The organism is Planosporangium flavigriseum, assembly GCF_011947225.1.
Lineage (GTDB): Bacteria > Actinomycetota > Actinomycetes > Mycobacteriales > Micromonosporaceae > Planosporangium > Planosporangium flavigriseum.
This window is the reverse complement of record NZ_JAATVW010000017.1, coordinates 1-21,665: the sequence shown is the minus strand read 5'-3', so window position 1 is coordinate 21,665 and position 21,665 is coordinate 1. Positions and strand designations below refer to the sequence as shown.

21 protein-coding genes and 3 tRNA genes are annotated in these 21,665 nt (G+C 69.4%); 16 read left to right on the top strand and 8 right to left on the bottom strand.

The annotated features are described in order from the left end of the window. Window positions 1–30: 30 nt before the first annotated feature. A tRNA-His gene (locus tag HC028_RS20865) sits at window positions 31–106 on the top strand. A 66-nt stretch (window positions 107–172) separates the two neighbouring features. Here HC028_RS20865 and HC028_RS20860 read toward each other — a convergent pair. The 3 genes from HC028_RS20860 to HC028_RS20850 all read right to left on the bottom strand — a co-directional run bounded on the left by HC028_RS20860 (window position 173) and on the right by HC028_RS20850 (window position 3,290). Further along, window positions 173–574 carry a globin gene (locus tag HC028_RS20860; protein ID WP_203981323.1) on the bottom strand — a complete coding sequence of 134 codons (402 nt, stop codon included), beginning with the start codon at window positions 572–574 and terminating at the stop codon, window positions 173–175. Continuing rightward, on the bottom strand, window positions 571–1,884 hold the full coding sequence (locus HC028_RS20855) for an MFS transporter (RefSeq protein ID WP_168079077.1): 1,314 nt from the start codon (window positions 1,882–1,884) through the stop codon (window positions 571–573). The genes HC028_RS20860 and HC028_RS20855 overlap by 4 nt, the downstream gene beginning before the upstream one ends. Before the next feature lie 281 nt (window positions 1,885–2,165). Continuing rightward, entirely contained in the window at window positions 2,166–3,290 is a 1,125-nt protein-coding gene (locus tag HC028_RS20850) for a mechanosensitive ion channel family protein (protein WP_373313921.1), read from the bottom strand. A 273-nt stretch (window positions 3,291–3,563) separates the two neighbouring features. On the opposite strand from HC028_RS20850, the gene HC028_RS20845 reads away from it, so the two are divergent. The 3 genes from HC028_RS20845 (at window position 3,564) to HC028_RS20835 (ending at window position 4,897) form a co-directional block, all read left to right on the top strand. Further along, window positions 3,564–4,088 (top strand): HNH endonuclease, encoded by a 525-nt coding sequence (locus HC028_RS20845; RefSeq protein ID WP_168079076.1) that lies wholly within the window; start codon window positions 3,564–3,566, stop codon window positions 4,086–4,088. Between the two features lie 112 nt (window positions 4,089–4,200). Continuing rightward, window positions 4,201–4,497: an aa3-type cytochrome oxidase subunit CtaJ gene (gene ctaJ / locus HC028_RS20840; RefSeq protein ID WP_168079075.1), complete on the top strand. Its 297-nt coding sequence runs from the start codon at window positions 4,201–4,203 to the stop codon at window positions 4,495–4,497. Beyond that, window positions 4,484–4,897 carry a DUF5130 family protein gene (locus HC028_RS20835; protein WP_168079074.1) on the top strand — a complete coding sequence of 138 codons (414 nt, stop codon included), beginning with the start codon at window positions 4,484–4,486 and terminating at the stop codon, window positions 4,895–4,897. The genes ctaJ and HC028_RS20835 overlap by 14 nt, the downstream gene beginning before the upstream one ends. A 63-nt stretch (window positions 4,898–4,960) precedes the next feature. Here HC028_RS20835 and pepN read toward each other — a convergent pair whose 3' ends face one another. Then, window positions 4,961–7,546, bottom strand: a complete 2,586-nt coding sequence (gene pepN / locus HC028_RS20830; RefSeq protein WP_168079073.1) for an aminopeptidase N — start codon at window positions 7,544–7,546, stop codon at window positions 4,961–4,963. Window positions 7,547–7,757: 211 nt separating this feature from the next. Here pepN and HC028_RS20825 point away from each other — a divergent pair, with 211 nt between their 5' ends. From HC028_RS20825 to HC028_RS20805, 5 genes are all read left to right on the top strand, one after another. Further along, window positions 7,758–8,384, top strand: a complete 627-nt coding sequence (locus tag HC028_RS20825) for a mycothiol-dependent nitroreductase Rv2466c family protein (RefSeq protein ID WP_168079072.1) — start codon at window positions 7,758–7,760, stop codon at window positions 8,382–8,384. A 96-nt stretch (window positions 8,385–8,480) separates the two neighbouring features. Beyond that, window positions 8,481–8,924 (top strand): hypothetical protein, encoded by a 444-nt coding sequence (locus HC028_RS20820; protein ID WP_168079071.1) that lies wholly within the window; start codon window positions 8,481–8,483, stop codon window positions 8,922–8,924. An 82-nt stretch (window positions 8,925–9,006) separates the two neighbouring features. Next, window positions 9,007–10,230 carry a DUF1015 family protein gene (locus HC028_RS20815; RefSeq protein WP_168079070.1) on the top strand — a complete coding sequence of 408 codons (1,224 nt, stop codon included), beginning with the start codon at window positions 9,007–9,009 and terminating at the stop codon, window positions 10,228–10,230. Between the two features lie 49 nt (window positions 10,231–10,279). Further along, window positions 10,280–10,558, top strand: a complete 279-nt coding sequence (locus HC028_RS20810; protein ID WP_168079069.1) for a hypothetical protein — start codon at window positions 10,280–10,282, stop codon at window positions 10,556–10,558. Between the two features lie 13 nt (window positions 10,559–10,571). Further along, window positions 10,572–11,039 (top strand): ribose-5-phosphate isomerase, encoded by a 468-nt coding sequence (locus tag HC028_RS20805; protein WP_168079068.1) that lies wholly within the window; start codon window positions 10,572–10,574, stop codon window positions 11,037–11,039. Window positions 11,040–11,109: 70 nt separating this feature from the next. Here the strand turns inward: HC028_RS20805 and HC028_RS28785 are convergent, their stop codons facing one another. Further along, entirely contained in the window at window positions 11,110–11,418 is a 309-nt protein-coding gene (locus HC028_RS28785; protein WP_373313924.1) for a hypothetical protein, read from the bottom strand. 165 nt (window positions 11,419–11,583) lie between these two features. Continuing rightward, window positions 11,584–12,804, bottom strand: a complete 1,221-nt coding sequence (locus HC028_RS20795) for a GNAT family N-acetyltransferase (protein WP_168079160.1) — start codon at window positions 12,802–12,804, stop codon at window positions 11,584–11,586. 104 nt (window positions 12,805–12,908) lie between these two features. Here HC028_RS20795 and HC028_RS20790 point away from each other — a divergent pair, with 104 nt between their 5' ends. After that, window positions 12,909–14,696, top strand: a complete 1,788-nt coding sequence (locus tag HC028_RS20790) for a protein kinase domain-containing protein (protein WP_168079066.1) — start codon at window positions 12,909–12,911, stop codon at window positions 14,694–14,696. 90 nt (window positions 14,697–14,786) lie between these two features. Here HC028_RS20790 and HC028_RS20785 read toward each other — a convergent pair. Then, a tRNA-Gly gene (locus HC028_RS20785) sits at window positions 14,787–14,860 on the bottom strand. A gap of 186 nt (window positions 14,861–15,046) precedes the next feature. Here HC028_RS20785 and HC028_RS20780 point away from each other — a divergent pair. From HC028_RS20780 to HC028_RS20755, 6 genes are all read left to right on the top strand, one after another. After that, window positions 15,047–15,120 (top strand) — tRNA-Pro (locus HC028_RS20780). 123 nt (window positions 15,121–15,243) lie between these two features. Beyond that, window positions 15,244–16,611, top strand: coding sequence for a trigger factor (gene tig, locus HC028_RS20775; protein WP_168079065.1), 1,368 nt, complete (start codon window positions 15,244–15,246; stop codon window positions 16,609–16,611). A 157-nt stretch (window positions 16,612–16,768) separates the two neighbouring features. Then, entirely contained in the window at window positions 16,769–17,401 is a 633-nt protein-coding gene (locus HC028_RS20770) for an ATP-dependent Clp protease proteolytic subunit (RefSeq protein ID WP_168079064.1), read from the top strand. 11 nt (window positions 17,402–17,412) lie between these two features. Beyond that, on the top strand, window positions 17,413–18,069 hold the full coding sequence (locus HC028_RS20765; RefSeq protein WP_168079063.1) for an ATP-dependent Clp protease proteolytic subunit: 657 nt from the start codon (window positions 17,413–17,415) through the stop codon (window positions 18,067–18,069). A 394-nt stretch (window positions 18,070–18,463) separates the two neighbouring features. After that, window positions 18,464–19,756, top strand: coding sequence for an ATP-dependent Clp protease ATP-binding subunit ClpX (gene clpX / locus HC028_RS20760; RefSeq protein WP_168079062.1), 1,293 nt, complete (start codon window positions 18,464–18,466; stop codon window positions 19,754–19,756). Between the two features lie 68 nt (window positions 19,757–19,824). Then, window positions 19,825–20,628 (top strand): carbon-nitrogen hydrolase family protein, encoded by an 804-nt coding sequence (locus tag HC028_RS20755; RefSeq protein WP_168079061.1) that lies wholly within the window; start codon window positions 19,825–19,827, stop codon window positions 20,626–20,628. Between the two features lie 210 nt (window positions 20,629–20,838). On the opposite strand, the gene HC028_RS20750 is transcribed toward HC028_RS20755, so the two are convergent. Further along, window positions 20,839–21,096, bottom strand: coding sequence for a hypothetical protein (locus tag HC028_RS20750; protein ID WP_168079060.1), 258 nt, complete (start codon window positions 21,094–21,096; stop codon window positions 20,839–20,841). Window positions 21,097–21,665 lie beyond the last annotated feature (569 nt).

Here is a 21,665-nt window from a genome sequence, read left to right as displayed (position 1 = left end):
GCGCCGCGGAGCTAGCTCCGCGTCAGCATGGTGGCTGTAGCTCAGTTGGCAGAGCACCGGGTTGTGGTCCCGGGTGTCGTGGGTTCAAATCCCATCAGTCACCCCACGTGGTTAGACAGTTCAGGCCCGGCCCCTTTCGAGGGGCCGGGCCTGAACTGTTGTCGGGGTTACGTCAGGCTTCGTCGTCGAGCGTGTTGACCATGAAGTACGCGGCGCGGGCCAGGTAGTTCCAGAGCTCGGCCTCCTGCTCCGGCGGCAGGCCCAGGGAGTCCACCGCGCGGCGCATGTGACCCAGCCAGGCATCCCGCTCGGCCGGCCCGACCCGGAACGGGGCGTGGCGCATGCGCAGGCGCGGGTGGCCGCGCGTGGCCGAGTACGTGTTGGGGCCACCCCAGTACTGCATCAGGAACAGCGCGAACCGGTCGGCGGCGGGGCCGAGGTCCTCTTCCGGGTAGAGCGGCCGCAGCAGGGGATCGGTGGCGACTCCCGCGTAGAACTCGTCGACGAGCTTGCGGAACGTCGGCTCCCCGCCGACCTGGTCGTAGAACGAGGGGGTCTGGGGTGTCGTCGTCACCCTTTGATTCTGCCAGGCTCGCTCGGAGTGGCTGTCGATTCGCCTTCCTCGTTGTCCCGCCGCGCCCGGTCGATCGCGTCGGCGAGGGCCTCCGGCCGGGGCCAGGCCAGGCTGATCAGCAGCATCAGGACGGTGCCGGCGGCGCCCCACAGGCCCACGACCAGAGGCAGGTGGAAGCGGTTGGCCAGGGCGCCGATGCCGAGGACTGCGCCGGCCTGGCAGAGCTGTACGCCGCTCTGCATCACCCCGAACGCCCGGGCCCGGACCTGGTTGGGCAGGGCCTGCACGAACAGGCCGTTGGCCGCGGGCAGGAGGGCCGCGGTCGCGAAGCCGCTGACCGCCGAGATGAGCGCCACGCCGTAGACGCTGGGGTCGACGAGCGCGCCCACGAGGGCCAGCGGCGCGAGAACCCCGAACGGGCGGATGAGCCGCTGCCGGGTGGAGAGTCCGACCAACCGGTTGACCAGCAGGCTGCCCAGGATGAAGCCGACCGGCATGCTGCACATGATCAGGCCCTGCATCCAGCCCTGGGCCTGCCTGTCCGGCGACAGATGGCCGGCCCACGCCGCCGCGAGGCCCTCCGGGACGATCGCGAACAGCAGCGAGGCGAAGACGACGATCGCGATCGACCGCAGCACGTGGGCGCCGAACACCACGCGGAAGCCTTCGGCCGTCTCGCGTAGCAGGTTGCTCCGCCGGTCCGGCCGTAGCGCCGGCTCGCGGTACCGGATCCCGAGCCCGACGAGGCACGCCGAGATGCCGAACGTCGCGGCGTCCAGCAGCAGCGCCATCCGAGGGCTGTAGGCCGCCATGGCGCCGCCGGTGAAGTAGCCCAGAATCAGCGTCAGTTGGCTGGTCGTCTCGAACAGCGACAGACCCAGGACGTACCGTTCGCCCTCCAGGATCCGCGGCGTCAGGGCGGACCGTGCGGCGCGGAACGGCGGATCGAACAGCGCGGTCATGAACAACAGGGCGAGCAGGGCGCCCAGCGGCACGTCCGGCACCGCGACCAGAGCGATCGTGACCATGCGCGCGAGGTCGCAGACGACCATGGTGCGCCGGTACGGGTACCGCTCGGCCAGTGCCGCGAGCAACGGGCCCAGGCCCAGCCAGGGCAGGAAACTGATGGCGAAGGTGGCCCCGGTCAGCAGCACGGACTTGGTGTGCTGGTAGACGAGAGCGGTGACGGCCGCCCGTGCCATCGAGTCGCCGAGGCTCGACAGCGCCGAGGCGGCGAAGATCGCCCGGAACTCGCCGTTCGCCAGAACCTCGCGGAAGGCCGTAGGGCGACGGTGGTCCGGGACGGGCACCGGTGGGTCCTCCAAGATCGGATCTGACAATGTCCGGTCGGTGCGGTGGTAGAGGTCCCTCGATGGCTTTCGTGCGGAGCGAACTCCGGCGAAAGGGTTTATGTAGTCGGCGGACCTGAACGATCGGACGATAATCCACCGGCCGCCTGACGCGCGAGCCCTCATCCAAAGGTTCATGCCAACATTTCGCAAAAACGACCAAAAGGTTTCGCCCGGCAGGGTATCGAGATCCTGCCGGGCGAGGGCCGGCGGTGATCCTGCCGGCGGGTGGCGACAGCGCGTCAGGGCGCGTGGTCGAGTCCGCTCTCGGTCACCTTGCCGACGGTGCCCAGCGTTTTGGTCGCGCTGTTCGGCGTCAACGGCTCCGCGCCGCTCGGAGTCGAGGGCCGCAGCAGCACCCGCCCGGCGCCGAGCCGCTCGGCGATGCCGGCCCGGTCCAGCGCGTCGGTGAGGCAACGGCGCAGTTCGCGCCCGACCCGCCACTGTGACTCGGACGTGGTCTTGACGGTGGTACGCAGCACCGCGCCGTCCGCGGTGATCTGCTCGACGCCGAGCACCTCCGGCGCCTCGATCAGGTCGTCACTCCACGCCGGGTCGTCCGCCATCTCGCTCGCGGCGGTACGCAGGATCTCGGTTGCCTCCTGCACGCCCGCGAACCCGACTGGGATATCCACCACCACCTGCGCCCAGCCCTGGCTCTTGTTGCCGACGCGGAGGATCTCGCCGTTGCGGATGTACCAGACCACGCCCTGCGCGTCGCGGATCGTGGTGATCCGCAGACCCACCGCCTCGACGGTGCCGCTCGCCTGGCCGACGTCGACCACGTCGCCCACCCCGTACTGATCCTCGAGCAGCATGAACATGCCGGCCACGAAGTCCTTCACCAGGTTCTGTGCGCCGAAACCGATGGCGAGGCCGACGATGCCGGCGCTGGCCAGCAGTGGGGCCAGGTTGATGCTCAGCTCGCCGAGTACCAGCATCAGCGCGATCACGAAGATCGCGGCGGATGTGATGCTGCGCAGTACCGAGCCGAGCGCCTCCGCCCGCTGCCGGCGGCGTTCGGGCAGGGTGCCGGCGGCGTCGCGGAGCAGCGTGCCCGGCACCTTCTCGCGTAACGGACGCAGCAGGGTGGGGGAGGAGACGCCGGTCGTGCTGCGTACCAGCCGGCTGATCATGCGGTGGATCAACGACCGGGCGAGGATCGCCAGCGTGACGATCAGCAGGACCCGCAGCGGCTTCACCAGGAACAGGTAGCTGCCCTCGGCGGCCCAGACCTGGCCGGTCTGCCGGTACACCCACCGGCACAGCTCCTGGGCGTGCTCACAGCTCGGCGACGGACGGGGCGTCGGTGTGGTCGCGATGAGGTCGGTCCGGACCGCGGCGGCGATCTGGTGAAGGGGGGTCACGGAATAGTTTCGTACCTCATCGCCCTCGCCTCCGCCGCATTGCCCCCGGCGGGAGAGACGCGACGGATCTGCAGGATGGTGGTAATTCACCCGGTACCGGGCAACTCTCACTCGCCGTGCCGTCGAGAGCGGAGCCGGCGCTCGTGAACGGCGCCAGCTTCACCCCAGGTCCCACCCTGATTAACGCGTGCAATTCGGCGATCTATCGGGGACGATTGGCCCCAAGACAGTCGAGGCGACGGGAGACCGCATCACCCTGGGAGGGCGGCAGCGATGCCTGACATACGACCCACAGTCGGCACCACCCTGGTACTCAATGCCACGTACGAGCCGCTGTGCGTCGTGTCCGTCAGACGAGCCGCGATCCTGGTCTTATCCGCCAAGGCGGTGTGCGTCACCGACGGCGATGGGGTGCTGCACAGCATCCGTTCCCAGTTGCCCGTCCCGTCCGTCGTGCGGCTCATCCGGTACGTCCGGGTGCCCTACCGCACCCACGTCGTCCTCTCCCGCCGGGCGATCTTCGCCCGCGACGGCAGCCGGTGCGCCTACTGCCGCGGCCCGGCCGAGACGATCGACCATGTGCTGCCGCGTAGCCGCGGCGGCGCCCATGTCTGGGACAACGTGGTCGCGGCGTGTGCCAAGTGCAATCACACCAAGGGCGACCGCACCCTGGCGGAGCTGGGCTGGCGGCTGCACGCGGCACCGAGCGCGCCGAAGGGTACGGCATGGCGGGTACTCGGCCATCGGGCGGCTGATCCGCGCTGGACGGGGTGGCTCGGACTGCCGGAAGTCGCCTAGAGGGGTTCCGGGTACCCCCGACGCGGCGTACGATGCACCGGCCGCTAACGTGAAGCCCGCATATTTGTCTCTTCGACGCCGGGGGGCGCTGGGCTTGTCAACAATTGAGACGGTGCTCATCTACGTCGGCATACCGGTCCTTGTGATCCTGGTCGTCACTGGCCTCGTGTTCGCCGGTGACGTCCGGCGCGGCAAGCGCTACCGGCCGGGCCGGCCGTTCGAGTTCCGCCCGGTCTGGTTCCTGTCGGCGCCGGAGCAGCTGGCCGACGCAACCTCAGGCGAGCACAAGGCGCTGCACGGCACTGCCGCGGCAGCGGCTCTGCCTGCCGGTGGTTCGAGTGCCGCCGAGTGGGCTGCCCGCCCGTCGGCTGAGCAGCGTGTGACTGGAGGCGCAAGTGACCGCTGGTGAGCAGGGGGGACGGCCAACCGGCCGCCCCGAGGTGCTCGACGGCCCGTTCAACACGCGACAGCTGTTGCGACTGGACGAGGCGCTGCGGTTGGCTGACCGGGGCACCGGGCTGACCTTCAGCGTGTACGTGGGCGAACTCGACGAGCCGGTGCGTGGCCACGCCGAGAAGCTGCACGGCCAGTTGGGCGACCCGGACCACTCGGTCCTCGTCGCCGTGTCGCCCAACCAGCGGGTGCTCGAGATCGTCACGGGTTCGGAGGCGCGCAAGCGTATTCCGGACCGCTCGGCCAAGTTAGCCGCGCTCTCCATGGCGGCCGCATTCGGCGGTGGCGACCTCGCCGGTGGCATCGTGTCCGGGCTTGCTCAACTCAGCGACCAGGCGGGTAAGCCGAGCGCCTGACGCGCACGAAAGCAAAAGCAAGGGCGCCCTCCGAATCGGAGGGCGCCCTTGCTGTATCACCACTCAGGAGGTGCTGGCGTCCTTGGCGCGCGCCTTCAGGGCGCGTGCGACGCCGTCACGGCCCTCGGCGACCAGCCGGCGCAGCGGGGCGGGGCTACCCGCGCCCTCGCCGGCGAGCCAGGCGTCGGTGCGCGCCACCGTCTCCTCGCTGACCTGGTAGGCCGGGTACGCCAGGGCCACGAAGTCCTGGGCCGGCTCGCTGTCGAGCGCCGCCCAGACGTCGTTCGCGACTCGGAAGTACTCCGCCGCGTACGGGGCGGTCAGCTCGGTCTGTGCCGCGTGCTGGAAGCCCTGCAGCAGCGACCGCTGCAGCCAGTTGGGCAGCTGGTGGTCGGAGACTAGGCGGCGCCAGGTCTCCGCCTTCGACTCACGCGTCGGCACCAGAGCGCGCGAGAGCGCCGCCTGCCGCTCGCCGCTCGCGGTCCGGTCGTTCTCCAGCTCGGCCTCGATCTCGTCCGGCCGGGCGGCACCGTTGGCGACGAGCGCGTGCAGCAGGCTCCACCGCAGGTCTGACGCGATGACGAGACCCTCCGGCACGTTCTCGCCCCGCAGCCAACCGGCCAGCACGGCGAGGTCGCCGCTCTGCCGGGCCGCGGCCGCGTACGCCCGCGCCCACGCCAGCTGGAAACCGCTGCCCGGCTCGGCCCGGGTGACCGCCTGCTGGGCGCACTGGGCCAGCTGCTGCCAACCCTCGGCGGCCCACGCCGGATCGACGTAGAACGCCAGGGCCGACCGGGCCTGGCCGAGCGTCGCCGTGACCAGGTTGATGTCCTTCTCGCTGGGCAGGCCGCGGATGACCATCCGGACGTAGTCCCGGCCGGCCAGCTCGCCGTCGCGGACCATGTCCCACGCGGCGGCCCAGCACAGCGCCCGCGCGAGCGGGTTGTCGAAGCCGGCGAGGTGGTCGACCACGGTCGCCATCGACCGCTCGTCCAGCCGCAGCTTCGCGTACGTCAGGTCGTCGTCGTTGAGCAGCAGGACGTCGGCGGCGGGGACACCGGCGAGCTGGGGGATCTCCGTACGCGCCCCATCCACGTCCACCTCGATGCGCTCGCGGCGCACCAGCGAGCCGTCCTGCAGGTCGTACAGGCCGATGCCGATGCGGTGGGTGCGCAGCGTCGGATACCTCTCCGGCGCCTGCTGGAGCACGGCGACCGATGCGTACGTCCCGTCCTCGGCCACGGTGAGCTCCGGCCGCAGAGTGTTGACCTGCGCGGTCTCCAACCACTGCGCGGCGAACTTGCGCAGCTCCTTACCGGAGGCCGCCTCCAGCGCGGTGAGCAGGTCGTCGAAGGTGGCGTTGCCCCAGGCGTGCTTGGCGAAGTAGGCCCGCAGCCCCGCCACGAACGGCTCGATCCCCACGTACGCGACGAGTTGCTTGATGACGCTCGCGCCCTTCGCGTACGTGATGCCGTCGAAGTTGACCTCGACCGCGTCCACGTCGGGGATCTCGCAGTAGACCGGGTGGGTCGACGAGAGCTGGTCCTGCCGGTAGCCCCAGTTCTTGCGGACCGACAGGAAGGTCGTCCAGGCGTCGCTGAAGCGGGTGGCCCCGGTGTTGGCCCAGTGGCTGGCCCACTCGGCGAACGACTCGTTGAGCCACAGGTCGTCCCACCAGCGCATGGTGACCAGGTCACCGAACCACATGTGGGCCATCTCGTGCAGGATCGTGTTGGCTCGCTGCTCGTACTCGAAGTCGGTGACCTGGTTGCGGAAGATGTAGTGCTGCTCGGCGTGCACCACGCAGCCGAAGTTCTCCATCGCGCCGGCGTTGAAGTCCGGGCTGTAGATCTGGTCGTACTTGGGCAGCGGGTAGCGGACGCCGAACTCGCGGTGGAAGAAGTCGAAGCCCTGCTTGGTGATCAGCAGGATGTCGTCGGCGTCGAGGTACCGGCTCATCGATGCCCGGCAGAACACGCCCAGGTCGATGCCGTCGTGGGTGTCGCGCACCTCGTGGTACGGGCCGCCGCAGATCGCCGTGACGTACGTGCTCATCCGCGGCGACCGGGCGAAGTGCACAACCTTGGCGCGCTCCATGCCAGCGGCCGGCTCCTCGCGCTCGATCGGCATGTTCGACACCAGCCGCCAGTGGGCGGGGGCGGTGACGTGCCAGGTGAACTCGGCCTTGAGGTCCGGCTGGTCGAAGCAGGCGAACACGCGCTGCGCGTCGGCGGTCTCGAACTGGCTGTAGAGGTAGACCTCCTTGTCGACTGGGTCGACCGAGCGGTGCAGGCCCTGTCCGGTCGACGAGTACGCGCAGTCGGCGTCGACGACGAGCACGTTCTCCGCGGCGAGGTCGGGAATGACCAGACCCTTGTCCGCGGCCCAGCCGGAGATGTCCAGCGGTGCGCCGTTGAGGGTGGCGCCGCGCAGCGAGTCGGCGGCGATCTCGATGAACGTGCTCGCGCCCGGTTCGCGGCAGCTGAAGCGCACTTCGGTCACCGAGCGGAACGTCCCCTCGCCCGGGAAGCCGGTGCCGTCAGTGAGGTCCAGGCTGATGTCGTACGCCGAGACGTCGAGCAGGCGGGCCCGCTCGGCGGCCTCCACCTGCCTGAGGTTGCGAACTCCGGCCACGGTCTTTGTCTCCATCTGTTGCGAAATCTTGGTTCGAGAGGGGCTTTCGCAGCCGCCATCCGAGCCGAGTGGTAAGAAACGATCCTTTCATAACCGGTCAGCGGCCATGAAGTGGCACAGGTCACGGTACGGCAGTTCCGCTGTGGTCGCCGGCTGGCGTAAGGATCGGTAGTGGACCCAGTACTTGCTGGACCGCTGTCACATTTGAAGATCGTGAGGAGCTGCCGTGACCGAGCGCGTCACCGCTGATATGTGGTTCGACCCCGCCTGCCCGTGGGCGTGGATCACCTCCCGTTGGCTGCTCGAGGTGGAGAAGGTCCGCCCGGTCGACCTCCGCTTCCACGTAATGAGCCTGGCCGTGCTGAACGACGGCCGTGACGACCTGCCCGAGGAGTACCGGGAGTTCCTGAAGACCGCCTGGGGGCCGGTACGGGTGGCGATCGCCGCCGAGCAGAAGTACGGCAACGACGTCCTCCGCTCGCTGTACACCGCCCTGGGCACCCGCATCCACATTGGCAAGGAGGAGCGGGGTCGGGCGCTGTACGAGGCGGCCCTGGCCGACGCCGGCCTGCCCGTCGAGCTCGCCTCGGCCGCCGAGTCCACCCAGTACGACGAGGCCCTGCGGGCCAGCCACGAGGCGGGCATGCGGCCGGTCGGCATGGACGTCGGTACGCCGGTGATCCACGTGCCGGGCCCCGACGGCGCGCAGATCGCCTTCTTCGGCCCGGTCGTCACGCCGGCGCCCAAGGGGGAGGCCGCCGGCCGACTGTGGGACGGCACGCTGCTCGTCGCCGGTACTCCCGGCTTCTTTGAAATCAAGCGAACGCGGGACGTGCCTCCGTCTTTCGAATAAACCTAATTGTCCGAATTCTGGGCATTACTCGCGTGACGCCGCTGTATCGCTCATCGTTGCTTCTCGACGAGAGCTTTTCCTGCCCGAGGAGGACCGGTGTCGACCGCTGCGGATGTGAAGCCCAGTGAGGCTGTCGTCGCCGACGACGTGGCGGCCGCAAGTCCCGCCGCGTGCTGGTCGGTCCGTGAGTGCGACTGGCGAGACGAGGTGCCCGCGGAGGTCGCGGCGCTGCTCGCCCCGCCGGTGATCGTCTCGGCCGAGGCCTTCGCTCCGGCGCCGGCTTCGGTGGATGTCGTCCCGGCTTCGGTGGATGTCGTCCCCGCGCAGGGCGCCGTGGACGCCGTTCCGGCGCCGGTTTTCCAGGAAGTCGCCGCGGCGCTGGTGCTGGAGGGCGCCGTCGCGGCTGCGGAACCCGAGTCGGAGACCGGCAACGGCGAGCCCGCCTACAGCCCCCGGCACGCCGCGCCGGAGGAGCCCCGGGGTCGTTTCCGGCCGAGCCTGCCCCGGCTGCGTCGACGGCGCTCCACGAACGCGGCCTGAGTACCGCGCTGCCGGCGTCCATCCAGTGGATGGGCGCCGGCCGGCGGGGAGTGATCCGCCTCGAACCGATAACGTCGCGCTCATGACGATCGCGCACCCGATCGCCCGGGCCTGGCTGACGACCGGCGGACGCGCCGGGCAGACCACCGCGGCGCAGAACTACGACGAGTTCGCCGACGACGCCGAGATTACCGCGATCATCGCGGCCAATCCGTTCAGCGCCCTCGGCGTCGAGATGCCCCACCGCGCTCCGGAGAGTGTGGGGCGCGCCTTCGCCGACTGCCTGCCCGACGCCGTCGCGCGCCTGGCCGCTGCCAAGGAGCAGGGTCACTACGCCGAGAGCGACGACGTGGCCGTCCTGTACCGGATCACCGCGCCCGACGGCGCGACCGCGTACGGCGTGTGGACGATGGTGGAGACGGGGCAGATCTCCACCAGCGCCGAGGAGCCCGGCCTGGTCATCCGCAACGAGGACGTGTTCATCGAGAAGGTGCGCGAGCGGGTCGCCCTCGCGCAGGCCGTCGGGCACCTGCTCTCACCCGTACTCCTCCTGCAGACCGCGCGCGGTGCCGACCTGCACGCGGCGCTCGCCGAGGCCATCGCGGAGGCGGGTGACGCGGCGGCGAACGACACCGACGCGGCCGGGCGTGTCCACGAGATCTGGCCGCTCGGGCCCGGTGAGGCCCGGGACCGGGTGCTGGCCCTGGCGGGCGGCGGGGAGTTGGTCGTGGCAGACGGCAACCACCGCAGCCTCGCCGCCCAGACCGCCGGCCTGCCGCGCTTCCTCGCGGTGGTCACCACGCCCGAGTCGGTGGCGATCCAGCCCTACAACCGCCTGGTCAGTGAGCTGGGTATCGCCCCGGAGGAGCTGATCACGCGCCTGACGGCCGCCGGTGCGACGGTCACGCCGGTGACGGGTACGCCCGAGGTGCCGGCCAGCGGTGGCACGGTCAACCTGTACACGAGGGCCGGTGCCTGGACGGTGACCTTGCCCACAGCCGGAACGGGCAGCGTCGTAGAAAACCTCGATCACGCGCTCGTCGAGCGGCGCGTCCTCGGTGACGCCCTCGGCCTCGACCCGGGGGACAAGCGGATCACCTACGTCGGTGGCGACTACCCGGCCGCCTGGCTGCGGGGAGAGGTGGACGCGGGCCGCGCCGAACTCGCCGTCCTTATCGCGCCGGTCACCGTCGACGACTTCGTGGCCGTCAATTTGGCGAGGCTGAAGATGCCGCGCAAGAGCACCTGGTTCACGCCGAAGGCGCGAGCCGGATTGGTTGCTGTCGATATCGCGCCGGAGGCGTAAGCCGTAAACTACCCAGACCGCTGATCGACGGTCCTGGGGGTTGGAAGGCATGCGCTTTTTGGTGGCGCTGGTGGTGTTCACGTTCGGGCTGGGGCTGTACGCGGTGGCGGCGCTGCTGTTCGACCGGCGCGGGGTGCTACGCGGATGGCACGCGGCTCGCCGCGCCCAGGCCGCGGGCGAAGCATCCGAGGCCGCCGAGGCGATGAGCCGGGCGCCGAGGGTGGTGCGGGCGGTCAGCACGTTCCCGCCGGCGACCATGATCGTGGGCTCTCTTGTTGTCGGCACCATCCTGATGCTTGGGTCGTGCGCGGGCCTGATCCTGTGGTGACAGACTCTGTCGCATGCGCGTTTACCTTGGCTCCGACCACGCCGGATATGAACTGAAGGTGCACCTCGCCAGCCACCTCGGCACGCAGGGGTACGAGGTCGTCGACGTGGGACCGTTCTCGTTCGACCCCGATGACGACTACCCGGCGTACTGCTTCCACACCGGTGCCCGGGTGGTCGCCGACCCCGGTTCGCTCGGCGTGGTGATCGGCGGCTCCGGCAACGGCGAGCAGATCGCGGCGAACAAGGTCCCCGGGGTGCGCGCGGCACTGACCTGGAGCGTCGAGACGGCGCGGCTGGCCCGTGAGCACAATGACGCCAACGTGGCGGGGGTCGGCGCCCGGATGCACACCCTCGACGAGGCGACCCAGATCGTCACCGCGTTCTTGACGACGCCGTTCTCGCGGGGCGAGCGGCACATGCGGCGCATCGCGCAGATTGCCGAGTACGAGAAGACCCACGAACTGCCCCCGCTGCCGTAGCGCCCGCCTCCCCCGCGATCGTGGACACCTAGGCCGCCTATAACCGGTCTAGGTGTCCACGATCGCCAATTCAGCGGCGCGGGCCCCGGGCCGGCAGGTCCTCGCGCGGCACCCACCCGCGACGGACGATCACCAGCTCCGCCTCGGCCGCCGCGAAGTCGGCCGCGGAGGGGCGGGCGGCGTCCCGCGCCCGAAGCGCCGCGTCAACGCTCACCTGTGAGGAACCCCCACCGACCAGACCGCGCAGGCCGCGCTCGGCATGCGGATCATCGGCCGGGCGGGCGTGGCCGGTCGGCTCGTCAGCTCCCCAGTCGGAGGCTTCACCGCGTACGCCGGTCGCTGCCGGATCGTCGTCGGGGTCGAGCACCCCGGCGGTCATCGCGAACGTGCCGCCCAGCTCTGCGATGTCGTGCGGGGTGGGGGAGCGGGGCGCCACCTCGGCTGCCTCGTCCTCTGCGCCGGGCGCCGGCGAGTCGACCGCCCAGGCGGACCGGGATGCTCGCCGCATCCGGCGGCGTCGCCGCTCGGTACCCATGCCCCGACTCTAGAAGATGTCGAGTGCGGACGGTGCCCGATGCCAACCGAACCGCGGTGCGACGGCTGCTACGGCCCCGGGGCGCAGTTCGCGTACGCGGCCCGCGGCGGCCAGCGCGCCGAGCCCGGTGCCGCCGAGGTACACCGCTCCCAGATCGGCGACGTCGCAGGCCAGATCCGCCGCGTCCGTCGTCGGCGTGCAGGCCGCGCCGGTCGCGTCGCCGGTCAACCGCCATCGCCCGGCATTGTCGGGTAGCAGGGCGTCGGTCACGTCGATCACCACGTCGACCGGTGCGGCGAACCGGCGGGTCGACAGCGCGGCCGGCACATCCACCAGCCGTACCCACAGCGAGTCCGCGACCCGGTCGCCGAGCGCTCGTGGCTCGTTGACCAGGTAGCGCAGCGGCTCGTCGGGGGCGGCGAAGGGGTAGCGCACCGTGCGGGCCAGATCCACCGAGAACAGGAACTCCCACAGCGCCAGGTACGCCTCCGGCGTCGCCGCGACCACCTCGGCCACGTTGACTTCGCCCTTCGGGCCGGTCTCGGCCCAGTCGCCCTTACGCCGCCACAGCGCGTACCCGTCGACGCGAGCGGGCCCTTCGAACAGCAGCGCGCGGCGCGAGGTGTAGCCCTGGCGGCGGCTTGGTGAGTCGTCCAGCAGTCGGCTCCACCAGTTCTCGTCCCGGCTCGACCAGCCGGGGCGCTCCGGGCGTACCCGCTCGTACACCTGCTGCAGGTCCTTGCGCACCTGCTCGGGGGAGGCGTCGCGCAGGCGGCCCGCCTCCGGGGTGGACGAGCGGTTCAGCCGGATCTCCCGCTTGTCGGCACCGGGGATGATGTGGCGCAGGGCGGCGATCCCGTAGCCGAAGCGTTGGTAGATGCGGCCCTCGCTGGCCCACAGCATCGCGACCGGCTCGCCGTGCTCGCGAACGTCGCGCAACTGATGTGCCATAAGGCGGGTCAGCAGTCCCCGGCGCCGGTGCGTCGGGCGGACGCCGACCAGCGTGACGTGTGCCGCCGGGATCACCCCGCCGGGCACCGTAACCTCCCGGGTGTAGGCGGCCGCGTGCGCCACCATCCCGTCGTCATCGTGCTCGATCACGTGGGAGCGGCGCGGTTCGAAGACCGACCGGGTTGTAGCCAGGTCCTCCGCCGGGAAGTCCTCGCCGAAGGCGGCCGCGAGGACGTCCAACACGCGGGTGAAGTCGTCGATCGACTCGAGGGTGCGCAGGTGGTACGGATCATCAGCCACCGACTCTGTCTACCGCGCGCGGCGGTTGTCCGCGAGGGATTTGACCGGCCGCTACGCTGAGGTTCGCCCGAGGGGGAGGTTGGATGACTGCGAACGGCGCGCGGTTGCTGGATCTTGTCTGTGGCCCGGCCGGTCCGCTGCCGGAGACCTACCAGCGCTACCGTCTCGTCGCGCACCTCGGCTCCGGTGGGCAGGCTGACGTCTACCGCGCGGTGCGGCTGTGCGGGGGAGTGTCGTCGGCTCCGCTCACGGTCAAGGTCTTCCGGGTCGACCCGCGCCGGCCGCTCGTGGACGAGCTGCGTTCATGGGACAAGGGCGACGCGGCCCTGATGGACCTGAACAACCGGGGCGTCCAGGCGATCTGCCGGCGCGCCGACGGCTTCTACGGACCGCCGCCGCACCGCCCCGGAGAGCTCCCCGACGCCGGTGACGCGGTGCCCTACCAGGTGTACGACTACCTGCACGGGATCAACCTGCGCGAGTACGTGTCCAACCGGGCCGGGCTGGCCGCTGGCGCCCGCCGGCTCAACGCCGTCGCCGCGCTGGACACGCTCGCCGGGGTGCTGCGTGCGCTGCACCATCCCCAGGAGCCCGGCGCCACCCCGGTGCTGCACATGGACGTGAAGCCGTCCAACGTGATGGTGCTGGCGACCGGGGAGGTGAAGCTGATCGACTTCACCGGCGCGCGGTACTGGCGGCCCGAGGAGATCACCCAGATTGCGTACACGCCGGAGTCCGGCGGCCCGGAGGCCTTCGGCGGCACCGCGCAGGTCGGGCCCGCGTACGACGTGCATGGCTTCGGAGCCGTCGCCTACTTCCTGGTGACCGGCGAGTACCCACGGGAGCCGGGCCGCCAGTCGCAGGCCGGCGAGGAGGCGCCCCCGGCCTGGTCCGTGCTGCGCCGCCACCCCGTACTCGAGCAGGTGCCCGCTCTGCGCGACCACCTGCACCACATCCTCGCCGATCGGCCCGGTGACCGGCCGTCCACGCTTGAGCTGCCGGCCTGGACCGATCGCCTCGCCGAGCTCGTGCGCCGCTGCGGCATCCCCGACTCAGGGGTCGACTGGGGCGAGCCGGAGACCGCGCGGGCGGTCGGCAGGGCCAAGCCCCGGCCTCCGGTCGCGGGTACCGAGACCGGAGCCTTCCAGCGGATCGAGAAACTTGAGCGCGAACTGGTCGAACTGCGCGCCGCCCTCGGTGCGCCCGATGACCTCGCCACGCCCGCAGCGGTCGCGAACGGGGCCGCCGTTCCCGCCCGCACCCGGGTCGCCTCCGAGCACCGGTTCGAAGCGCTCGACGGCCCCACCGGCGAGCAGCAGCGCGTTTCTGCGGTACGGCCGGGGCCGCAGGCCGCGGCTTCATCCGCGGCTGCGGCCCCGGTGCCGGTGTCCCCGGCTGCGCCTCCCGGCTCCGCGCCGGCAGGGCCGGCTCAGATCCGGGGACGGGCGAGCGTCCCGCCGCCCAAGCATGTGGACCCGACCGAAGCAGCGCTCGACCAGGGGAGCGGGCAGTGGCCCGGGGGGTCCGAGCGGCCCCGGGAAGAGCGTGGGATGCTCAAGCGGGGCTGGGAAATGTCGGGAATTGGGGCTTTCTTCGCCTTCATTTGTTGGGGAATCTGGGCGGCGAGCGCGCGCGGCCGGCTCGCGGGGCCGCTGTTGGCGTTCTGCCTCGTCCTCCTGGTCGCGGCCGGCGTCTTCGCGGTTTCCCGGCTGGTGGGCCGGGTCATCCTGGTGAACCGGCTGGGCCGGGTGCGGCGCAGCGCCAAGGGCGCTCACGCGATCACCGGAGCCTTCCTGGTCATCGCCGGGATCGCCTACCTACAGCAGACGCCGTGGGTCATGCAGGTGTACCGGTGGGTGAGCGGTACGTGATGATCGGCGCGCGGTCCGCTGGGTCGATGTCCGTTGACATGACGAAGGCCCAGGGCTGGCAATCGCGCCAATGACCTGGGCCTTCGTTCGTGGAGCGGGCGACGGGAATCGAACCCGCACCGTCAGTTTGGAAGACTGAAGCTCTGCCATTGAGCTACGCCCGCGTCGCCACGCGTGTGCGCGGCGCGGCACCAAGGGTACCGAATACTCGCGGCCCTGTGCGCGGGGGCTGTGCCCGAGATCTCGAGACGTCGCACCCGCGTCCGAGGCCGGCATCGAAGGCGACGGTCGCAGATGCGGTGGGCGGCGCGACGGGAGGTCGCGCGAACGCATACACTTCACGACGCCACCGGGGTGTGGCGCAGCTTGGTAGCGCACTCGCTTTGGGAGCGAGGGGCCGTGGGTTCAAATCCCGCCACCCCGACCGAGACCGCCGGCGGATGTCCCGCCGGCGGGGGTATAGCCCGTCCGTGAAGATCTCGGGCCGGCTCGCCTAGACTTTTCGCGGCCGATGCGGCCTTGTCCGTCACATTACCGAGGAGTACCTGTGAAGAGCACCGTCGAGACTCTCAGCCCGACCCGCGTGCGGCTGGCCATCGAGGTGCCGTTCGCCGAGCTAGAACCGAGCCTCAAGAAGGCCTACCGCGAGATCGGCGCGCAGGTCACCGTCCCGGGCTTCCGGCGGGGCAAGGTGCCGACGGCGGTGATCGACCAGCGAGTCGGTCGCGGTGCCGTGTTGAACGAGGCCGTGCAGGACGCGATCCCGACACAGATCCTCGCCGCGGTGCGCGAGCACGAGGTGAAGACGCTCGGCCGCCCGGAGGTGGAGATCACCGAGTTCGCCGACGGCTCACCGCTGAAGTTCACCGCCGAGGTCGACGTACGGCCGGAGATCACGCTGCCGGCGCTCGACGAGATCGAGGTGACCGTCGACGAGATCCAGATCGGTGACCAGGAGATCGACGAGCAGCTCGCCGGCCTGCGGGACCGCTTCTCCACGCTGAAGACCGTCGAGCGGGCCGCCGCCAACGGCGACTACGTGCAGCTCGACCTGGCCGCGACCGTGGACGGCGAGGAAGTGCCGGGCGGCACCGCGACCAACGTCTCCCACGAGGTGGGCAGCGGACAGCTGCTCCCGGGCCTTGACGAGGTCCTGGTCGGGATGTCCGCCGACGAGTCGACCACCTTCACCACCCAGCTCGTCGGTGGCGAGTACGCCGGCCGCGAGGCCGAGGTGGCGGTGACCGTCCGTACCGTCAAGGAGAAGCAGCTTCCCGAGCTCGACGACGACTTCGCCCAGCTGGCGAGCGAGTTCGACACGCTCGAGGAGCTGCGCGGCGACCTGCGTACCCGGCTGGAGCGGGTCAAGCGCGTCGAGCAGCTCTACGACGCCCGGGACAAGGCGCTGAAGGCGCTGGTCGAGGCCGCCGACGTGCCGGCGCCGGAAGGCGTCGTGCGCGAGGAGGTCGAGCAGCGCAAGGAGGCGATGAACGACCAGCTGCAGCGCATCGGCGCTTCGATGGACGAGTACCTTCAGTCCGAGGGCAAGGCCCAGGAGGATCTCGACAACGAGCTGGCCGAGGCGGCGGTCGAGGGTGTGCGGATCCAGCTCGTGCTCGACACGCTCGCGGACGCCGAGCAGGTCCAGGTCTCCGACGACGAGTTCGGCCACGAGGTCGTCCACCGCGCGCAGCGCGCCGGTGTCTCGCCGCAGCAGTACTACGACCAGCTCGTCCGGTCCGGCCTTGCCGCCGCCGTCTTCGGTGACGTTCGCCGGGGCAAGGCGCTTTCCGTGGTCATGGAGCGGGTCAAGCTCCGCGACGCCGCGGGTAACCCGCTCTCGCTCGATGACCTCCGTGGTCCCGCCGAGGAGGGCGAGCACAATCACGACCACGACCACGACCACGAGGGCTGACATTTAACGACGTAACACCCGCCTCGGCGGGTGTTACGTGTTTCAGCAGGGTTTACGCGGGCAGGTGCGCTCAGAGCGAACAACCTGCCCAGGCGGAAGCTCGTGTCGGCACCAGAGGTTACTGTCGGCATATCAAGAACTCTTCCGAAGGGCTGCCATGACCGACCTTCACATTCCAGCGACGCCGGTCGCTCGAGGCGCCGATTCCGGCCTCGGTGCCCTTGACGACTCGGTCTACAACCGGCTGCTCAAGGAGCGGATCATCCTGCTCGGCAGCGAGGTCAACGACCAGGTCGCCAACCGGATCTGTGCGCAGCTGCTGCTGCTGGCCGCGGAAGACCCGGACCGCGACATCAACCTCTGGATCAACTCGCCCGGTGGCTCGGTCACGGCCGGCATGGCGATCTACGACACCATGCAGTTCGTCGGTAACGACGTCGTGACGGTCGCGATGGGCCTGGCTGCTTCGATGGGCCAGCTGCTCCTGTGCGCCGGCACCAAGGGCAAGCGGTTCGCGCTGCCGCACGCCCGGATCATGATGCACCAGCCGTCCGGTGGCATCGGCGGCACCGCGTCCGACATCGCGATCCAGGCGGAGCAGATGCTTTACACCAAGCGGATGTTCCAGGATCGTGTGGCCTTCCACACCGGCCAGACCCAGAGCCAGATCGAAGCCGACTCGGACCGCGACCGTTGGTTCACCTCCCAGGAGGCGCTGGACTACGGCTTCATCGACCATGTTGTGACCGGGGCGCGCCAGGTGCCAGCCGGCGCCGGGACCCGGGACTGAGGAGAAGCACGATGACTGACCTGAGCCTGTCCTCGGGCATGCGTGAGGTTCACAACCGCTACATCCTGCCGTCGTTCGTGGAGCGCACGTCGTACGGGATCAAGGAGATGAACCCGTACAACAAGATGTTCGAGGAGCGGATCATCTTCCTCGGCGTCCAGATTGACGACGCGTCGGCGAACGACGTGATGGCCCAGTTGCTCACGCTCGAGTCGATGGATCCGGACCGCGACATCGTCATGTACATCAACTCGCCGGGCGGTTCGTTCACGGCCATGACGGCGATCTACGACACGATGCAGTTCGTCCGGCCGGACATCCAGACGGTCTGCCTGGGGCAGGCCGCCTCGGCGGCGGCTGTGCTGATGTCCGCGGGTACGCCCGGCAAGCGGATGGCCCTTCCCAACTCGCGGATCATCATCCACCAGCCGGCCACCGAGGGCGGCTACGGGCAGGGGTCCGATATCGAGATCCAGGCTCGTGAGATCCTGCGGATGCGCACGCTTCTGGAGGACCTGCTGGCCCGGCACTCCGGCCAAAGCCCCGACAAGGTCCGCAAGGACATTGACCGGGACAAGATCCTCACCGCTGAAGAGGCCAAGGACTACGGCCTGGTCGACCAGGTGCTCGCCAGCCGCAAGAAGTCGACGCTCACGCCGGCTCGCTGACGACTGCGGGGGAGGGGCGGACGCCATTGGCGATCCGCCCCTCCCCGTCCGGGCATTAGTGGCGGAATTGAGCGGCAAATCCGGTGCTCGGCCCTCTCGTCGAAGCGCCGCTGACCGGTACCATCAGCGTTGAAGACGTCGGGTGCCCCGACCTCGCCCCAGTGGCGTTGTCGACCGATGGGCGCTCCGCCGGGGTCGTTCAGCCGGATTTGCGCGTAACGCATCCGACGACGAACGGCAAGTGAGAAGACACCGCACAGCAGGGGTCGGATAAGCGCCCGTAACCGGGTAACGTCGAGGCAGCGGCTGGCACCAGGGGCCGACAAGCGCCGGGCGTTCCGGCGGTGGGCAAGACCGGACGATGGTCCGGCCGTGAAGGCAGGGAGATACGTAGGTGGCACGGATCGGCGACGGTGGCGACCTACTCAAGTGCTCGTTCTGCGGCAAATCGCAGAAGCAGGTGAAGAAGCTCATCGCGGGGCCTGGCGTCTACATCTGCGACGAGTGCATCGACCTGTGTAACGAGATCATCGAAGAGGAGCTCGCGGAGTCCGGCGACGTCAAGTGGGACGAGCTGCCCAAGCCGATGGAGATCTGCTCCTTCCTTGACCAGTACGTCGTGGGCCAGGAGCAGGCCAAGAAGGCGTTGGCCGTTGCGGTCTACAACCATTACAAGCGGATCCAGGCGGATACCGCGGGCGCTGCCGGCCCCGACAACGTCGAGCTCGCAAAGTCCAACATCCTCCTCATCGGCCCCACGGGATGCGGCAAGACGCACCTGGCGCAGACCCTCGCGCGCATGCTCAACGTGCCGTTCGCCATCGCTGACGCCACCGCGCTGACGGAGGCGGGCTACGTCGGCGAGGATGTCGAGAACATCCTTCTCAAGCTGATCCAGGCGGCCGACTACGACATCCGTCGCGCGGAGACCGGCATCGTCTACATCGACGAGGTCGACAAGATCGCCCGGAAGTCGGAAAACCCGTCGATCACCCGCGACGTCTCCGGTGAAGGTGTTCAGCAGGCCCTCCTAAAGATCATCGAGGGCACGGTGGCCAACGTTCCTCCGCAGGGCGGCCGAAAGCACCCGCACCAGGAGTTCATTCAGATCGACACCACGAACGTGCTCTTCATCTGCGGGGGCGCGTTCGCCGGGCTCGACCGAATCATCGAGTCACGGGTCGGCAAGAAGGGGCTCGGGTTCGGCGCTCACCTGCGATCGGTCTCGGAGCGCAACCTCGACGACATCTTCGCCGAGGTCATGCCGGAAGACCTGCTTAAGTTCGGCATGATCCCCGAGTTCATCGGCCGGCTCCCGGTGATCACCAGTGTGCGCAGTCTCGACCGCCCGGCCCTGGTCCGCATCCTGACCGAGCCGCGCAACGCCCTCGTCCGGCAGTACCAGCGCCTCTTCGAGCTCGACGGCGTCGAGCTCGAGTTCGCCCCCGAGGCTCTGGAGGCCATCGCCGATCAGGCGATCCTGCGAGGCACGGGCGCGCGTGGCCTCCGCGCGATCATGGAAGAGGTTCTCCTCTCCGTCATGTACGAAGTGCCGAGCAACCCCGATATCGGCCGCGTTCTGATCACCCGCGAGGTCGTGCTGGAGAAGGTCATTCCGACCATCGTTCCCCGCGACCTGGCTCGCCAGACGGTGCGCAGGCACCAGCGCGAGGAGAAGTCCGCCTGACCCTCTTGCGGTCCGGTACATGCGGGTAGCAATGGAACCGCTGTTGCTACCCGCATAGGCTGCACGTCATGAGGGTGGCGGTTTGTCAGCTGAACGCGCGCGATGATCGTGCGCAGAACCTGCGTGTGGCACGGGACCTGCTCGAGCGGGCGGCTGCCGCCGGCGCCGAAATGGCGGTGCTCCCGGAGTACGTCGATTACCTCGGGCCGGCGCGGGGAGCGCCCAAGCCGGAGCCGGTCGACGGGGAGTTCGGCGCGTTCTTCGCGGACGCCGCCCGCGGCCTCGGCATGTGGGTCCACGCCGGGTCATTCCACGAGGTCGGACCTGAACCCGAGCGGACGTACAACACATCTCTGGTCTTCGCGCCGGACGGAACGCTCGCCGCGACCTATCGCAAGATCCATTTGTACGACGTCGAAATCCCCGGACGGGTTTCCTACCACGAGTCGCGCGCCGTGGCCCCCGGTGCAGAGACCGTCGTAGCAGACGTCAGCGACCTGCGACTCGGCCTATCCATCTGTTACGACCTGCGCTTCCCGGAGTTGTACCGGCGGCTGGCGCTTGCGGGCGCCAACGTCCTGGTCGTGCCAGCCGCTTTCATGATGCACACCGGTCGGGACCACTGGGAGGTGTTGCTGCGGGCCCGCGCGATCGAAAACCAGTGCTACGTACTCGCCGCTGGCCAGATTGGTGATCACGACCCGGGCCGTACCTGCTACGGGCGCAGCATGATCGTCGACCCGTGGGGGACCGTCATCGCTCAAGCGCCTGACGCCGTGGGGGTCACCGTCGCCGATCTCGACCTTGACCGGCTGAGCACGATCCGCGCAGAGTTGCCGAGCCTCGCCAACCGGCGGCTGACAACGAGCTGAGCAAGCGCCACTGTCCCGCGCCGTCGGCATGCGCGTCGGTCGTGGCACCGCCACCCGCCTCGGAATATCCGGTACCGAGGGGTGTTGTAACCTTCGCGGCCCGGTGGGGTGTGCGGTGAGCGTCGGACGGTGAGGTGCCGGGGGCGCGCCGCGTGGAATACCTCTGCTGGCCGGGTGGTTATAACTGGTACGACCCACTGTGATCGGTGATCAGCGTCCGCTGGTCAGAACGCCGATGACGGCGAGACTGACGACGGCTGCTGCAGTCACGAGGAGTGCGGTGGTCATCCGCGACCGTCCGCGGCGTGCAAGCCGCACGGACGCGGCGACAAGGCAGACAAGCACGCAACCTCCGATCACGATCTGCCAGATCGGTGCGAGGGTAGCGAGTAGACCATCACCAGCGATGGTCGTCGTCGCGCGGTCAACCTCTTCGGAAGTGACAGTGCCGGGATACGCCGGGCTCATGTGCCCATTGAACTGCGTAGACCGGTGGAGCGGAAGGAGAGTGCCGCGTTCGGAAAGTGCACGTGACCGGGAACATTCAGCGCCGATTTGACGTTGAGACCCAAGGACACGTAACTTTCTCTCTGCCCGCGGGGCACCGGACGGAAACCGGCCGGATCCGCGAGTTCCACCTCCTGGTAATGGAAGTGGATGTTGAGCCGATCGCAGGCGAAATCCTGATGGACTTGCGGTTGCGATGTGGCTCGGCTAAAGTTGGCAAGCCGGCAGGAGCCGGGCGGGTGTTGCGCCGCGACAGTGGTGCCGCCGGCCGGTCTGTTGGATACCTATACCAACGATCACCGTGATGGTGAGCGTTGGTATGCGCGGTGGCAAGCCCAAGGAAAGTCCGAACGAGGATTTGACGCAGGGATTCCGATCGCGTAGCGTTAGGAAGTTGCCCCGGTTGTGGCCACTGGATGGTGGTTGTGGCGGGTGTGTGGTTGTTCTTTGAGAACTCAACAGGGTGCTTGTAAAGCCAGTGCCAAAGTTTATTTGATACCCCGGCCGGCTGTCTTTTGAAGATGGTTGGC